Below are 14,323 nucleotides of genomic sequence, written 5' to 3' on the forward strand. Positions count from 1 at the left end.
CAGTCCGCCGGTTGTCCACAGTGTGCGGTTGTCCACAGTGCGCCGGTTGTCCACAGCCCCGGCCGGTTGTCAGTGGCGGCTTGCATCATGAACGCATGACCGAGAACGAGCAGTTGCTGACGAGGGTGGCGGCCCAGGCCCGCAACACCCGTCCGTGGGGCTGGCCTTCACTCCCCGAGCCGGTGGACGCGGCCACCGTGGCCCGCGCCGAGGCGGCCCTCGGCTTCGGTCTGCCCCCGCTCCTCGCCGACCTCTATCTCCGTATAGGCGACGGTGGATTCGGCCCGGAGTACGGCCTGCTGCCGCTGCTCGACAACCCTCCCGCCGGCGAGCCCGCCGCCGTCCCGCAGTACCTCGCCAACCGGGACGCCGCCCGCAGAAACCCGGACTGGCCCTGGCCCGAAGGGGTCCTGCCGATATCCCACTGGGGCTGTGCGATGTACGCCTGCGTGGACTGCCGCACACCGGAGGCCCCAGTCCTCCTCTTCGAGCCGAACGCCGACGCCGCCGCCCACGCCTGGTACCTGGACGCCCCGAGCCTCGCCGACTGGCTGCGCGCCTGGCTCGACGGCACCGGCTGGTACGAGGAGGAGAACGACGACATGGACCTGACCCCATGGGCGGACTTCCCCCTGCGCACGGCCTCCCCGCACCCCACCGCCTGAGGACGTCGTACCCCACTGCCTGAGGCGAGGGCGTCGTACCCCCGCCTGGGGCGAGGACGTCGCACCCCACCGCCTGGGGCAAGGCCGCCGCACCCCCGCCCTACGCCCCGGGTGCCCGCCGCCGCCCCATCCACCACCGCACCGCGAACACGGCCACCCCCACCGCCAGCACACCCGCGCCCACGACGACCGAGACCACCGGAAGGGAGAAGGTGAGGACCGCACACCCGACCAGCCCCACGGCCGACACGACACGGGAACGCCGGGCCGTGTCGAGCGTCCAGGCCGAGGCGTTGGCCACCGCGTAGTACGCGAGCACACCGAAGGAGGAGAAGCCGATCGCACCCCTCACGTCCACCGTCGCGGCGAGGACCGCGACCACCGCGCCGACGGCCAGCTCCGCCCGGTGCGGCACCTGGAAACGCGGATGCACGGCGGCCAGGACGCCGGGCAGATGCCGGTCGCGGGCCATGGCCAGCGTCGTACGGGAGACACCCAGGATCAGCGCGAGCAGCGACCCCAGCGCCGCCACGGACGCGCCGACCCGCACGACGGGAGCCAGCGCCGGTGCCCCGGCCGCGCGCACCGCGTCGGTCAGCGGCGCACCCGCGGCCCCCAGCCCTTCAGCCCCGAGCACGGACAGGACGGCCACCGAGACGAGCGCGTAGACCACCAGCGTCACGCCCAGGGCGAGTGGGATCGCCCGGGGAATCGTGCGGGCGGGATCCCGCACCTCCTCGCCCAGGGTCGCGATCCGCGCGTACCCGGCGAACGCGAAGAACAGCAGGCCGGCCGCCTGGAGGACACCGCTCATGCCGCCGGTCGCCCCGGCCCCGAGGAGCCCGGCGTCCGACCGGCCGGACCCCAGGCACACGACCACCACACATGCCAGGACAGTCAGGACCACCGCCACGATCGCCCGCGTCAGCCAGGCGGACTTCTGCACGCCGCCGTAGTTCACCGCGGTCAGCGCCACCACGGCCGCGACCGCCACCGCGTGCGCCTGAGCGGGCCAGACGTACGCCCCGACCGTCAACGCCATCGCCGCACAGGAGGCCGTCTTGCCGACCACGAACGCCCAGCCCGCGAGGTACCCCCAGAACTCCCCGAGCCGCTCCCGGCCGTACACGTACGTCCCGCCCGAAGCCGGGTAGCGGGCGGCCAGCCGTGCCGACGACATGGCGTTGCAGTAAGCGACGACGGCGGCGACCGCGAGCCCGGCGAGGAGGCCGGAGCCGGCCGCGCGGGCGGCCGGGGCGAGCGCCGCGAAGATCCCGGCGCCGATCATCGAGCCGAGCCCGATGACGACGGCGTCCCCGACCCCGAGCGAACGCCGCAGCCCGGGGGAGACGGAGGTGGACCGAGTCATGGCCCGACCCTACTGACGGCTGCAACCGGCGGGCGCCGGTGATACGTCCTGTTCACCAACGGAGCAGCAACAGTGGGCGAACGAGCGCGCCGGAGATCACAGTGCCTGGAGAAGTGCAGGCACGGCGCGGAGGGGCAGGTTCAGAGGTATGACGATCATCAGCTGGATCTTCCTGGGGCTGTTGGCCGGAGCCATCGCCAAGTTCCTGCTGCCGGGACGCGACCCCGGCGGCTTCATCGGCACGACGCTCATCGGCGTCGCGGGCGCGTTCATCGGCGGCTGGATCTCGGCCCGCTGGCTGGACCACCCGATCAGCAAGGACTTCTACGACGGCGCCACATGGGTGTCGGCGATCGGCGGTTCCCTGGTGCTGCTGATCGCCTACCGGATCTTCTTCGGCCACTCACGCGACTGACCGGTACGCCCGGCGCCCGGCCCGGAACGCGCGAAGGGTGAGCCCCCGTGGGAGCTCACCCTTCCGACTTCAGGCGCTGGGCTCAGCCCACGATCACCGGTAGTTCACGAACTGCAGCGCGAAGTCGAAGTCCTTGCCCTTCAGCAGGGCGATCACGGCCTGAAGGTCGTCCCGGCTCTTGGAGCTGACGCGCAGCTCGTCACCCTGGACCTGCGCCTTCACGCCCTTGGGGCCCTCGTCACGGATGATCTTCGCCACCTTCTTCGCGTTCTCCTGGGAGATGCCCTCCTCGATCGACGCGAAGATCTTGTACTCCTTGCCGGAGAGCTGCGGCTCACCCGCGTCCAGAGCCTTCAGCGAGATGCCGCGCTTGATCAGCTTGGACTGGAAGACGTCGAGGACGGCCTTCACCCGGTCCTCGGAGTTCGCCTCCAGGAGGATCTTCTCCCCGGACCACGAGATCGAGGCACCCACGCCCTTGAAGTCGTAGCGCTGCGAGATCTCCTTGGCGGTCTGGTTGAGGGCGTTGTCGACCTCCTGCCGCTCGACCTTCGAGACGATGTCGAAACTGGAGTCGGCCATGTCCTGTGGCTCCTTGTATCGGGGTGCGAATGGGTGCGTGTCGGCGGGCGTGGGGGTGGCCGCCGTGCCCGGGGCGGACCTCGGGCCGCATCCCGACAAGCCTAGCCACCCCGGGTCCCCCAGGTGGCGATCAATCGGGTGGCGAAGCACCCCTCGGTATCGGGTATTGTTTACGTCGTTGCCAGGGAGCACCGCCGCAGAGCGGTTCGAACGGCAGCGACCCCGGCGGTGTGCCCGAGCGGCCAAAGGGAGCAGACTGTAAATCTGCCGGCTCAGCCTTCCCAGGTTCGAATCCTGGCGCCGCCACTCGTAGGAAACGGCCCCTGACCAGCGCAAGCGGTTGGGGGTCGTTCCTGTATGAGTTCTCTGATTCCCCGCCATTCCCCGCTGGCCACTGCTCGACCTGGCACGCGAGTGGCACTGCGCAGGCGGATGACGCGGTGAATGGTGGGCCGTCAGGGGCAAGCGAGCGAGAGGGTGGGGCGTGAGCGCTGGGGGGAACTTCATGGCTGCCATGGACTGGCTTGACGGGCGAGGGTTCAACCTTCTAACGATCATCATTGCGCTTGTCGCCCTGGTTGCTGGCGTGGTGGGCGTTCTCTACGCTCGGCGAGCGCTTTTTCCGGTGAATCGCGCAATCTCGTACAGAATGGACACCTCTAGGCTCTTGGCTGGCGACGCGCAGGCCCTTCCCGGGGCTCTCACCGTCAACTACAACGGAGAGGATCTACAGGATCCTCACGTCGTCAAGCTCCGCCTACGGAGCACGGGGCGTCATGCCGTAGCCAGTGAGCACTACGACCAGGGCCGACCAATCAAGTTCGACTTGGGTCGCCCGGTCGTGCTGCTGGACAGTCCATCGACTAGCGCAATCGAAGTGATCGGCAGCCAAGTCAAGTACGGCCCAGAACTGATGCCCCCTGGGCAGTCTGTGACTGTCTCGCTCATCACCCAGGGCAAGCCCCTGCTATCTGTGGAGCAGTACTTCATTGACACAAAAGTGATCAATGAGTCTCCTGAGCCGTCCTCCGCAGTCCAAGTGGCACGCTGGGAGTTTCTCCCAGCGGTGCTCGGCACTCTCGCTGCTGTCGGGGCAGTTCTTTCGAGCGTTCTGGAGAGCCTCTTTCGATAGGTCGGCGGAGTCTCAATGGCCCAGTCAAGGTGACGGGCGCCGGCCGGTGGTGTGGACGGCGCCCGTACTAGGCCAAGGGTTTGAGATCCGGCCTCATCTCTATCAGGTCGATCACGCGGGGACGGGATCCTGCTCCAACCCGTCCTGTTCCTCGGCTGCCTGTCCGCTGAGGTTCGACGCGAACCGCCGCTGTCCGCCCTTGTTGGTGTCAGTCGCTGGTGTCAGGAGAAGCATCGGGCTTGACACCCTGCTACAAGAACGGCCCGGGAATTCGCCGATCGTGACGCTGGTGTCCACACTGCAACGGGGTACCAGACGCATCGATCACCCGGGACTCCGAAACGACCCTGTTCGGGTCGCCGTCCTCGTAGAGCCACACGCTCACCAGCCCTGCCGCCACGGTTACCGCGAACTGGACGTCGATGCCGTCGCTGACTGCCGAAACGGTGACGGCCTCGCCCGGCTCAAGCCAGAAGTCCTCACCGTACGGCTCGACGAAGAGGCACAGCGGGACGCTCCCCGCATTCTCAACCGGCAGACTTCCGTGCACTGGATCACCCCCTTCGCACCTTATCGGCCAGGCACCCACCATCACCCACCACTCACCCCAGCTCCCATCCCGTCCGCCGTCGACCCACACACCGTGGAGCGGGCGTGGTTCAGGGCGTCCAGGTGGAGCGCGCCACTGTACGAACGACCTGGACGCCCTGGGCCGCGTCTGCTCGGCTCTGCCTGGGTCGACGGTGGACGGGATGGGAGCTCCCCACGCACGCCACATACGGACCCGCGGTCGGCGACGGTGCCCCCTCCATCCCGGTGCCGGCCGATCCCCCGCCGGAGGCATCGTCTGTGACCGTAGGCCGCTCTGTGCGGTGCTCGCCTCATGGCCTTCGGCCCAACCCATCGGTGGGCGCGCGTCGGCGCAGCGCGGGCGGAGCGGGCCGGAGGCAGGAGCGTCGCCCGGAGCGGAGCCGGGAAGCGCGCCCGGCGGAGCGGAGCGCAGCCGGGGCTTGATGAGGTAGAGAAACCTGTAACCCGCTACCCGATGATCGGCGCTGGGGTCGGGGCACGGTCTACGAAGCCATGCTGAGCGGGCAGAGCCTCCCTCTGGGCAAGCCATCCGGAGACACGTGGACCACCATTGATGGCGCTGCCTTCGCGGACGGTCCGAACATGCTCGAAGCCCTGACGTAGGTAGTAGCGCTGTAGGGCATCGTTGGTCGTCCAGGCGTCAAGGCGAAGCCATTTGGCAGATGAGCGGAAGGCTCGGTCACCCGCCCAATCGAGAAGTCGCCCGCCCAGGTTCTGCCCGGCGTACTCGCGGAACACCGTGAGCTTGTTGACGAACATGGACGGTTCCCTCAACTCCTCCTCCGACCACAACCCCTCCTCCGCGTCCGAGGTGAGGGTGATGGTCGCCGCCGTGGCCTTCCCATCCCGCACCATGAAGACCGTCCCGGCCTCGATCGTGGCCAAAAGGCGATCTGCTGGGTAGGGACGGCTCCACTGGTCAGTGCCGAGCTTGCTCAGCCAGGACGCTGCCTGTTCACGGAACGCCAAGAGAAGGGGGAGATCGTCAGGCGTGGCGGGTGCGAGTATCACTGGGGTTCGTTCTCGTCTCGGGCCGAGAGATCGCCGATCTCGTAGTTCATGCGGTTCAAGTCGCCTCGAAGCGTGGTGATCGTGCACCGGATGGGCTTCTCATTCGAGTAGCCAGTGCGGGTCCAGAGCAGGACTGGCACCCCAGCTCCGATCTCCAACAGGCGGGCTTCATCGGGCGTCGGCATGCGAGTGGAGATCTCGTCTGCGTATCCGATCTGCTCGATGCCCAAGCTTGCGAGGTAACGCGTGGTGCCTTCGGCTATGTCGCCTGGCTCGGTCAACCGCGGGGCCTGCTCGATGAGCCACTCCGGATAGTGAGTCGCCTGGGTGGACCAGGGCACGTCATCAACGAAGCGATGGCAGAACCGCAAGACGGCCCTGGACCCGACATCGACCTTGAGTCGCTCTGCGATGTACTCGGGCGCGTTGGTCAGTTCGACGCGGAACGTCTGGTGCGGCCGGCGCCCCGCGTTCGTCACGTCGGTGGAGTATGCGTCACCGTTCTGCGGAAAGGTCAGGTTCTCGAACCGCGAGGCATTGAGTACGAACACCTCGTGCTTCCGGACCTCGTAACCCAGCCCCTGGCTGGAGGAGATCAGCCCTTGACTGACCAACAAGTTGAGTCCTGATCGGACCGTGTTCCGTGAGGCGTTGAAGCGAACCATCAGCTCGCTTTCAGAGGGGAGCCGCGAGCCGGGGCCGTACGTCCCGCTGTCGATCTCCCTGCGCAGGGCGTCCGCCACCTGTTGGTACTTCGGCTGCTTGCTCATACCTCCCATCATGACGCACACGCTCAACTTATTGGTACATGTGGCGCCGAATCTCTTGACGACAGTCGCGTAACGCCACCAAACTCGTACCTACAAGTTGAGCAAGGGGTGTAACCCCCTTCTCTGCAGCAGGGAGCGGCGCCCAACCGCCAAGTCAGATCGCCGCTCCCGCCCCCATGAAGGGAGCTCTCATCATGCCCGCAACGCTCGTTGCCACGCATGCCCCGACCCCGGTGTTAGTCGAAGACCTGTCGAACATGGAGCGGGCCGTGGCGCTGTACGCCTCGGACATGCCGGATCGCTACCGCCTCCAAGGGCCGGTGGACACGACCCTGATCGGTTGGATCGGTCAGGGTGCTGCTCGCCTCGGCCGCGAAGAAGTCCGTCGGCGCGCGTCCTTCCTCCTGGGCCACCGGAGGCTGTGGCTGCGTGACCTGACAACTCCGGAGATCAACCGCCGTCACAAGCAGCGGTTTCCCTCGGCTCGGCGTCTGAACGTCGCCGAATCCATGGCGTCCACATCCCTCTTCTGGGTCTCGGTCGCCCCGGGGGCGCGGGAGCTCTCGGCCGCGATCGATGGCACGTGCCCAAAGTGCGACGGCACCGGAAAGCTCTGGGTGAACTTGGTCATCGATGACGTCTCCGGCTGGTTCGAGGAGGGCTACGCCCCGTGCTGGGTGTGCCGGGACGGCGGTGCCGCGTGACGGTGTTCCCCGTCGCCCCGGAGGCCGTGGCCGGTGCTGCGGCCTCCATGGGCACTGATCCCCTGACCCTGGCTGATCTGCTGCGGGTGGCCAACTCGCCCGGCTTCGACCGCTGGCAGGAGCAGGTCCGCCGTACCGGCGGCTGCGCCAACCCGATCCGCCTCGCAGGCCAGACGGTCACCCGGGACGCCAAGACCGGTGACGTCCTGTACTCCTACAGCACCGAACAGGAGCCGGGCGGCATGCTCCGCGTGGCCTGCGGCAACCGGCGGGCCTCCCGCTGCCCGGCCTGCGCCTGGACCTACGCCGGGGACACCTACCACCTGATCCGTGCCGGGATCACGGGCGATGAACGCAAGGACGTGCCTGAGACGGTGCGGGATCACCCTCGGGTCTTCGCCACCCTCACCGCGCCCTCGTTCGGCCCGGTCCACAACCGGGCGGACTCCGGGCGCTGCCGCTGCGGTGCCCAGCACGCCGACGACGACTCCGCCCTCGGTACGGCGCTCGATCCGGAGCGCTACGACTACGCCGGGGCGGTGCTGTGGAACAACTTCGCCGGTGATCTGTGGCGGCGCTTCACCATCTACCTGCGCCGTGAGATCGCCGCCCGTGCGGGTCTGACGCAGTCGGCCATGCGGGAGGTGTGCCGGGTCTCCTTCGGCAAGGTCGCCGAGTTCCAGAAGCGCGGCAGCGTGCACTTCCACGCCGTGGTGCGCCTCGACGGCCCGGACGGTCCCGACACCGCGCCCCCGGCCTGGGCCACGGTCGCTCTCCTCGACGGTGCGATCCGTGCCGCTGCCGCTCGGGTCGCGGTGCCGGTGCCTTCCGCCGGCGCTTTCGCCGGACGCGAGCTGCGGTGGGGATCTCAGGTCGACGTGCAGCCCATCGGCGCCCTCGGACACGAGGAACTGACCGAGCAGGCCGTCGCCTCCTACGTCGCCAAGTACGCCACCAAAGCGGCCGAGACGACCGGCACCGTGGACCGCCGGATTGGGGAGCTCTCCGAACTCGACAAGCTGCCGCTGCCCGACCACACCCGGCGCCTGATCGAAGCGTGCTGGACGCTCGACGCGGCCTACCCGGATCGGCTGCTGGCTCGCTGGGCTCACATGCTCGGCTTCCGCGGGCACTTCTCGACCAAGTCCCGCCAGTACTCCACCACCCTCGGCGCCCTCCGCCAGGTCCGCGCCGACTACCGCGCACGCCAGGAACGCCGCGAACGCGGGCTCTCCGAGGACCTCGACGACTCGGAGGGCTCCACGCTCGTGCTCGCCCACTGGACCTACGCCGGACAAGGACACACACCAGGAGAGTCCTGGTTGGCCGCATCGATCGCAAAGGAGATCCAACTGAACCGAGAGACCGCCCGTGAGGCGCTGGCCGACGCGTTGGCCGTTGAGGCTGAGGGGGAGTGGTGACCATGGATCGGCTCCTGGACGTTCAGGAAGTGGCCGAAGCGCTGGGGACGGGCGTCCGCTTCGCTCGGCGCCTGATCGAGGAACGCCGGATCACCTTTGTGAAGGTGGGGCGGCACGTCCGCATCCCACAGAGCGCGGTAGACGAGTACATCGCCGCGAACACGGTGCCTCGCGTCGTCCGCCGGTTGAGGACGGTGGCCTGATGCCCAACAGTCGTGGTCGGCGTCGGCGCTTCGGCGCAGTCCGCCAACTGGGGTCCGGTCGCTGGCAGGCCCGGTACCGTGATCCGGCGACGGGCCTGCTGCGGTCCGCGCCGCACACCTTCGAGACGAAGACGGACGCCGATCTGTGGCTCACCACCACTGAGGCAGAGATCATCAAGGGCACGTTCCGTGACCCGAGCGCGGGAAAGATCACCGTTGCCGAGTGGGGCAAGCGGTGGTTCGACTCGGCTTCCCCCCACCTGAAGCGACGGACGGTGACGCTCTACGCCGGACTGATCCGTCTGTGGATCAATCCTCGGGTCGGTGGCTACGAACTGTCGGCGGTCCGCCCGATCCACATCAAGGAATGGCTGGCCGGACTCCAGAAAGCCGGGCTGAGTGCCTCGCGTGCTCGTACCGCCTACCGGGTGCTGTCCCAGATCTTCGCGTCTGCGGTCGACAACGACCTGATTGCGGTCACGCCGTGCCGGGGGATCAAACTTCCGAGACTGCCTGAGACCGAGCCGCACATCCTGAGCAATCGTGAGGTCGAACGCTTGATCTCAAACCTCAACCGACCGCATGACCTCCTGGTCAAACTCCTCGCGTACGCCGGGCTGCGGATCGGTGAGGGGTTCGCCCTGCGGCGGAAGGATGTGGACCTGGTCAACGGTCTGATCTGGGTGGATGAAGCTCTGGCGGAGGACGCCGGGCAACTGTTCTTCGACACCCCGAAGTCACACCAGAAGCGACCGTTGGCACTGCCCGCGTATCTCGTTCGGGAGCTCCAAGAGCACCTTGCCGCGCGCGTGGCCGACGACCCCGAAGCACTGCTGTTCCTCGGTCGTACTGGGCGCCCTCTTCGGTACAACTCATGGCGTCGGACGCACTTCGACAAGGCCGTCGAGCGCGCCGGCCTCAAGGACGTCACCCCGCAGGATCTTCGAGCAACGCACGCCTCCCAGGTGGCCGACCGGCATGGCGTCATGGCTGCGGCCAAGCGACTCGGTCATGCGAATGCGAGTGTCACGACTCGGCACTACGCCCGTTCTCGGGACGGCCAGGATGCGGAGATCGCCAAGGAACTCAATGCCGATCACGAGAGGGCCAAGCGGGCTCGTGCCAGGAAAGCCAAGAGGATCAAGCGCGACGTGGCACGGACGTTGCACGAAGAGAAGGGCGCTGCTCCGGAGGCTGAAGACCAGGGCGGCTGACCTGCACAGATAGTCCGGTGTGCCTGATCGTTCACCGGAGTCTGTAAATCTGCCGGCTCAGCCTTCCCAGGTTCGAATCCTGGCGCCGCCACGCTGAGGAAAACCCCTCCGTACTACGGAAACGTAGCGCGGAGGGGTTTGCGCGTTCCGGCGTTCCCGCGTCCCCCAGGGCCCGGTCCCGCCGGGCACACTGGCCCCATGGCCACGCCTCGCAGACGCTGTCCCGAATGCCGTCGAGAGATCGCCGTCGTCGCCGGCCGGTTCGCCCGGCACGATCCTCCCGGCGCGCGGGAGAGCGGGGAACTCGTGTCCTGCCCGGGGTCCCGGCGGCAGACGCAACTCGGTGCCGCTCAGCCCGCCTTGGACGGGTACGTCGTGCCCGACTTCCCCGGGCAGTTGCCGTTGTTCTGAGCGGCACCGCAGGACGTGTCTCAGTTGCCCGCCACGGACCGCACGGCGACCGACACGGGAGTGGAGCCGCTGATCAGTTCGAGCGTCAGGCCCGCGGTCGCCGGAGTGTCCAGCAACTCCGCCAGGACGGCGGCCACATCGTCCCGGGGGATCGAGCCGCGGCCCGTGTGGGCCTCCAGGCGGACCAGGCCGGTTCCGGCGTCGTTGGTGAGCGCGCCGGGCCGCAGGATCGTCCAGTCGAGGGCCTTCTGCGAGCGGACGTACTCGTCGGCCGCGCCCTTGGCGCGCAGATAGACGTCGAAGATCTCGTCGCCCTCGTGCGCCGGGTCGGCGCCCATCGAGGAGACGACCAGGAAGCGGCGTACGCCCGCCCGGACGGCCGCGTCCGCGAAGAGGACCGCGGCGCCCTTGTCCACGGTGTCCTTGCGGTCGGCTCCGCTGCCCGGGCCCGCGCCGGCCGCGAACACCGCCGCGTCGGCGCCCCGGAGCCGCTCCGCGGCCTCCTCGACCGACGCCGACTCCAGGTCCAGGACCACGGGTTCGGCACCGGCCTCCCGCAGATCGTCGCTCTGTTCGGCCTTGCGGATGATTCCCGCGACCGCATCACCGCGCGCGGAGAGCAACTGCTCCAGCCGCAGCGCGATCTGACCATGACCACCAGCGATGACAATGCGCATGCCTTCGACCGTACGCCGGGCCGACCTCATCCGCCGCACGACGCCCGCCGGTCACCCACGTCAGCACATATCGGCGCACACGGCAGGGGAACGCCCTTACGAGACCTCCCCGCGCCCCTGCCGCGGCAGCCCGAGTTCCGCCGCCGCGGTCGAGTCGCAGTACTCCCGTACGGCGCTCGTGCGGGCCACCACGCGGCCGCGGTGCACCACGATCCGGCTGTAGGCCAGGGACAGCGCCGCCGCGAGGCGTTCGCCGCGCACCGCCAGCAGTTCGGCCGGGAAGCCCGCCTCCACGCGGACCTCCGGCAGGCCCAGCGCCGCGCGCGCCGACGCGCTCACGCAGTCGTACGCGTCCTCGGGGCGCAGCCCGTGGCGGGAGGCGAGCAGATAGGCGGCCTCGAACGGGTCGCCGCGGCCCACCGGGTTGGAGACGTCCTGCAGGGCTCCGCTGCCGGCGGCGACCCGGACCCCGGCGGCGCGCAGCAGCCGTACGGGCGCCGTGCCACGGCGTTCCGCGCCCCCGCAGCCGCCCTGGGGGAGGCACACCACGGTGACCCCGGCCGCGGCGAGCTGGTCGGCGGTGCGGGAGGCCACGTCCTCGGGCAGGCGGCCCAGGCCGCCGCAGGGGCTCAGCGTGACGCCGGGGCGCAGGCCGCCCGCCATCGCGGCGAGGCGGGACAGCCGGGCCGGGTCGGTGGCGTCGGTGTGCAGGTCGACGGGGCAGCCGTGCTCGGAGGCGACCTCCAGGACGGCCTCGACGTACCCGGTCGGGTCGGGGTCCAGGTCGGGGCAGCCGCCGACGACCGAGGCGCCCATCTTCAGCGCGTCCCGCAGTATGGCCAGCCCGTCGGCCCCCGCCACGCCGGTCAGCAGCCTGGGCATGGCGACCGTCGTCAACTCCGTGAGCCCGCGCAGCGAACGCCGTGCCTGGAGGACGGCGGCGAGCGCGTTCAGTTCCTGGACGTCGCCCACGTGCACATGGGCCCGCAGCGCGGTCGCGCCGTGGCCGAGCTGGAGCAGGGCGGCCTCGGTGGCCCGGCGCTGCACGTCCTCGGCGGCGTAGGACACCGGCCCGTCCCGGTCGTCGGCGGAGAGGGCGGTGTCGGCGTGGGCGTGCGGTTCGGCCGGGGCCGGCAGGAGCAGGTACCCGTTCAGGTCCAGACGGGACCCGCACGCGCGTGTGCCGTCCCCGGTCAGGCTCCCGGCCGTCCCCACCGCCTCGATGCGCCCGCCGCTCAGCCGTACGTCGACGGTCCGGCCGTCGGTGAGGTGTGCGCCGCACAGCAGGAGGGTGCCCGGGTCGGCGGGTCCCGACGAGGAGGACGAGGGGGGCGGCTGGGGGTGGCTGTCGGGCATCGCGCTCCAGGGGCTCGGGCTGCGCATCGGTGCTGCGGGACCCTGCCGGGGCACTGCGCCGGGCATGCAAGATCACGCAGAGTGAGTCGAGCCTAGGGTGGCCGTGCGGTCCTGGCGCGCAGGAGCGCAATAGTCGTACCGGCGTGGCCGTCGTGCGGCGAGGGCGTGGCACGGTCCTGGAGGCGGGTGTTCGGCCCGGTGTTCGGGTGCGGACGGGGGCCGGGAAACGGATTTGGGCGAACGGCGGCAGACCGTGTAATGTCTTCATCGCTCGCCCCAATAGCTCAGTCGGCAGAGCGTCTCCATGGTAAGGAGAAGGTCAACGGTTCGATTCCGTTTTGGGGCTCTGGTGTGAAGGGTTCCCGTCGCAAGACGGGGCCTGTCGCATCACAGCGGTGTAGCTCAGTCGGTAGAGCAAGCGGCTCATAATCGCTGTGTCACCGGTTCAAGTCCGGTCACCGCTACTGACAGTAGCCGATTGCGGGGTCGGTCCTTCGATCGGCTACTCTTTCTTGCGTTGAATCAGTCCATCCGTTCGTCTTAGGAGCACTCACGTGGCTGCCACCGACGTCCGCCCGAAGATCACGCTGGCCTGCGTGGAGTGCAAGGAGCGGAACTACATCACCAAGAAGAACCGGCGTAACAACCCGGACCGACTGGAGATGAAGAAGCACTGCCCGCGTTGCAACGCGCACACCGCGCACCGCGAAACGCGATAAATCAGGCTCGTACGCGAGGCCGTCCCCGATCGTGGGGGCGGCCTCGCGTCGTTTCCGCTCCGGTTACCGGTCGGTTCCGGCCGGCCGGTACATCGGAGCGGGGCGCGCGCAGCCGCGTCAGGACATTCGCAGCAGACAGCAGGAGGTGCCGGGCCATGGCGCTCGACCAGTCCTTCGTGGGGCGGAGCTACCCGCCCACCGAGCCCTACGAGGTGGGGCGGGAGAAGATCCGTGAGTTCGCGGTGGCGGTGGGGGACGCCAACCCGGTCTACACGGACCCGGAGGCCGCCAAGGCGCTCGGTCACCCCGATGTGATCGCCCCGCCGACCTTCGTCTTCGCCATCACCTTCGCGGCCGCCGGGCAGGTCGTCGCCGACCCGCAGCTGGGCCTGGACTACAGCCGGGTGGTGCACGGCGATCAGAAGTTCGCCTATACGCGCCCGGTGCGCGCCGGCGACCGGCTCTCCGTGACCTCGACGATCGAGGCCGTCAAGACCATGGCGGGCAACGACATCCTGGACGTCCGCGGCGAGGTCCACGACGAGGCCGGCGAGCACGTCGTGACCGCCTGGACGAAGCTCGTGGCGCGCGGAGCCGAGGAAGGGCAGGGCTGAGACCGATGACGGCGAAGATCGCGTACGACGAAGTCGAGGTCGGCACCGAGCTGCCCGCCCAACGTTTCCCCGTGACACGCGCCACACTGGTGCGGTACGCGGGTGCCTCGGGTGACTTCAACCCGATCCACTGGAACGAGAAGTTCGCCAAGGAGGTCGGGCTGCCGGACGTCATCGCGCACGGCATGTTCACCATGGCCGAGGCGATCCGGGTGGTCACCGACTGGACCGGCGACCCGGCGGCCGTCGTCGAGTACGGCGTCCGCTTCACCAAGCCCGTCGTCGTCCCGAACGACGACAAGGGCGCCACGATCGAGGTCAGCGGCAAGGTAGCGGCCAAGCTCGACGACAAGAAGGTCCGTGTGGACCTGACCGTGATGAGCGCCGGGCTGAAGGTGCTCGGCATGTCCCGGGCGGTCGTCCAGCTGGCGTGACGCACACGCGCGCGTGAGGGGCGTCCCGCCTGGCG

18 protein-coding genes and 3 tRNA genes are annotated in these 14,323 nt (G+C 69.0%); 14 read left to right on the top strand and 7 right to left on the bottom strand.

What is annotated here, in order from left to right; translation table 11 throughout:
• The first annotated feature begins 95 nt into the window (after nt 1-95).
• Nucleotides 96-665, top strand: coding sequence for an SMI1/KNR4 family protein (locus F8R89_RS20775; RefSeq protein WP_151785375.1), 570 nt, complete (start codon nt 96-98; stop codon nt 663-665).
• A 100-nt stretch (nt 666-765) separates the two neighbouring features.
• On the opposite strand, the gene F8R89_RS20780 is transcribed toward F8R89_RS20775, so the two are convergent.
• Nucleotides 766-2,034, bottom strand: coding sequence for an APC family permease (locus F8R89_RS20780; protein WP_151785376.1), 1,269 nt, complete (start codon nt 2,032-2,034; stop codon nt 766-768).
• A gap of 148 nt (nt 2,035-2,182) precedes the next feature.
• Between F8R89_RS20780 and F8R89_RS20785 the strand changes: the two genes are divergently transcribed.
• Nucleotides 2,183-2,449, top strand: coding sequence for a GlsB/YeaQ/YmgE family stress response membrane protein (locus tag F8R89_RS20785; RefSeq protein ID WP_062664116.1), 267 nt, complete (start codon nt 2,183-2,185; stop codon nt 2,447-2,449).
• A gap of 93 nt (nt 2,450-2,542) precedes the next feature.
• On the opposite strand, the gene F8R89_RS20790 is transcribed toward F8R89_RS20785, so the two are convergent.
• Nucleotides 2,543-3,031, bottom strand: coding sequence for a YajQ family cyclic di-GMP-binding protein (locus F8R89_RS20790; RefSeq protein WP_151785377.1), 489 nt, complete (start codon nt 3,029-3,031; stop codon nt 2,543-2,545).
• Nucleotides 3,032-3,255: 224 nt separating this feature from the next.
• On the opposite strand from F8R89_RS20790, the gene F8R89_RS20795 reads away from it, so the two are divergent.
• Together F8R89_RS20795 and F8R89_RS20800 are read left to right on the top strand one after the other, a co-directional pair.
• Nucleotides 3,256-3,337, top strand: a tRNA-Tyr gene (locus F8R89_RS20795).
• 199 nt (nt 3,338-3,536) lie between these two features.
• Nucleotides 3,537-4,163 carry a hypothetical protein gene (locus tag F8R89_RS20800; protein ID WP_151785378.1) on the top strand — a complete coding sequence of 209 codons (627 nt, stop codon included), beginning with the start codon at nt 3,537-3,539 and terminating at the stop codon, nt 4,161-4,163.
• Between the two features lie 250 nt (nt 4,164-4,413).
• Here the strand turns inward: F8R89_RS20800 and F8R89_RS20805 are convergent, their stop codons facing one another.
• The 3 genes from F8R89_RS20805 to F8R89_RS20820 form a co-directional block, all read right to left on the bottom strand.
• Nucleotides 4,414-4,713 carry a hypothetical protein gene (locus F8R89_RS20805; RefSeq protein WP_225994449.1) on the bottom strand — a complete coding sequence of 100 codons (300 nt, stop codon included), beginning with the start codon at nt 4,711-4,713 and terminating at the stop codon, nt 4,414-4,416.
• A gap of 488 nt (nt 4,714-5,201) precedes the next feature.
• Nucleotides 5,202-5,765 carry a GNAT family N-acetyltransferase gene (locus F8R89_RS20815; protein WP_151785380.1) on the bottom strand — a complete coding sequence of 188 codons (564 nt, stop codon included), beginning with the start codon at nt 5,763-5,765 and terminating at the stop codon, nt 5,202-5,204.
• On the bottom strand, nt 5,762-6,535 hold the full coding sequence (locus F8R89_RS20820; RefSeq protein WP_151785381.1) for a GntR family transcriptional regulator: 774 nt from the start codon (nt 6,533-6,535) through the stop codon (nt 5,762-5,764). Before F8R89_RS20820 ends, F8R89_RS20815 begins: the two co-directional genes overlap by 4 nt.
• Nucleotides 6,536-6,729: 194 nt before the next feature.
• On the opposite strand from F8R89_RS20820, the gene F8R89_RS20825 reads away from it, so the two are divergent.
• The 5 genes from F8R89_RS20825 to F8R89_RS36815 all read left to right on the top strand — a co-directional run bounded on the left by F8R89_RS20825 (nt 6,730) and on the right by F8R89_RS36815 (nt 10,488).
• Nucleotides 6,730-7,239 carry a hypothetical protein gene (locus F8R89_RS20825; RefSeq protein ID WP_151785382.1) on the top strand — a complete coding sequence of 170 codons (510 nt, stop codon included), beginning with the start codon at nt 6,730-6,732 and terminating at the stop codon, nt 7,237-7,239.
• 47 nt (nt 7,240-7,286) lie between these two features.
• On the top strand, nt 7,287-8,660 hold the full coding sequence (gene repSA / locus F8R89_RS20830) for a replication initiator protein RepSA (protein WP_151785383.1): 1,374 nt from the start codon (nt 7,287-7,289) through the stop codon (nt 8,658-8,660).
• Nucleotides 8,661-8,662: 2 nt separating this feature from the next.
• Complete coding sequence (locus F8R89_RS20835) at nt 8,663-8,863, top strand: excisionase family DNA-binding protein (protein ID WP_029383635.1); 201 nt, start codon at nt 8,663-8,665, stop codon at nt 8,861-8,863.
• On the top strand, nt 8,863-10,077 hold the full coding sequence (locus F8R89_RS20840) for a tyrosine-type recombinase/integrase (protein ID WP_151785384.1): 1,215 nt from the start codon (nt 8,863-8,865) through the stop codon (nt 10,075-10,077). Before F8R89_RS20835 ends, F8R89_RS20840 begins: the two co-directional genes overlap by 1 nt.
• A gap of 198 nt (nt 10,078-10,275) precedes the next feature.
• Nucleotides 10,276-10,488 (top strand): hypothetical protein, encoded by a 213-nt coding sequence (locus tag F8R89_RS36815; protein WP_151785385.1) that lies wholly within the window; start codon nt 10,276-10,278, stop codon nt 10,486-10,488.
• Nucleotides 10,489-10,508: 20 nt separating this feature from the next.
• Here F8R89_RS36815 and F8R89_RS20850 read toward each other — a convergent pair whose 3' ends face one another.
• On the bottom strand, nt 10,509-11,165 hold the full coding sequence (locus F8R89_RS20850; protein WP_151785386.1) for an SDR family oxidoreductase: 657 nt from the start codon (nt 11,163-11,165) through the stop codon (nt 10,509-10,511).
• Nucleotides 11,166-11,261: 96 nt separating this feature from the next.
• Nucleotides 11,262-12,521, bottom strand: coding sequence for an amidohydrolase family protein (locus F8R89_RS20855; RefSeq protein WP_151788224.1), 1,260 nt, complete (start codon nt 12,519-12,521; stop codon nt 11,262-11,264).
• Between the two features lie 273 nt (nt 12,522-12,794).
• Here F8R89_RS20855 and F8R89_RS20860 point away from each other — a divergent pair.
• The 5 genes from F8R89_RS20860 to F8R89_RS20880 all read left to right on the top strand — a co-directional run bounded on the left by F8R89_RS20860 (nt 12,795) and on the right by F8R89_RS20880 (nt 14,288).
• Nucleotides 12,795-12,867, top strand: a tRNA-Thr gene (locus F8R89_RS20860).
• A 45-nt stretch (nt 12,868-12,912) separates the two neighbouring features.
• Nucleotides 12,913-12,985 (top strand) — tRNA-Met (locus tag F8R89_RS20865).
• 90 nt (nt 12,986-13,075) lie between these two features.
• Nucleotides 13,076-13,240 carry a 50S ribosomal protein L33 gene (rpmG, locus tag F8R89_RS20870; protein WP_003948671.1) on the top strand — a complete coding sequence of 55 codons (165 nt, stop codon included), beginning with the start codon at nt 13,076-13,078 and terminating at the stop codon, nt 13,238-13,240.
• A gap of 155 nt (nt 13,241-13,395) precedes the next feature.
• Nucleotides 13,396-13,854: a MaoC family dehydratase N-terminal domain-containing protein gene (locus tag F8R89_RS20875; protein ID WP_151785387.1), complete on the top strand. Its 459-nt coding sequence runs from the start codon at nt 13,396-13,398 to the stop codon at nt 13,852-13,854.
• 5 nt (nt 13,855-13,859) lie between these two features.
• The gene (locus F8R89_RS20880; RefSeq protein WP_151785388.1) at nt 13,860-14,288 is read left to right on the top strand and encodes a MaoC family dehydratase; all 429 of its coding nucleotides are present in this window, start codon (nt 13,860-13,862) and stop codon (nt 14,286-14,288) included.
• Nucleotides 14,289-14,323: the final 35 nt, after the last annotated feature.

It is taken from the genome of Streptomyces sp. SS1-1, from assembly GCF_008973465.1.
In the GTDB taxonomy this organism is placed as follows: Bacteria; Actinomycetota; Actinomycetes; order Streptomycetales; family Streptomycetaceae; genus Streptomyces.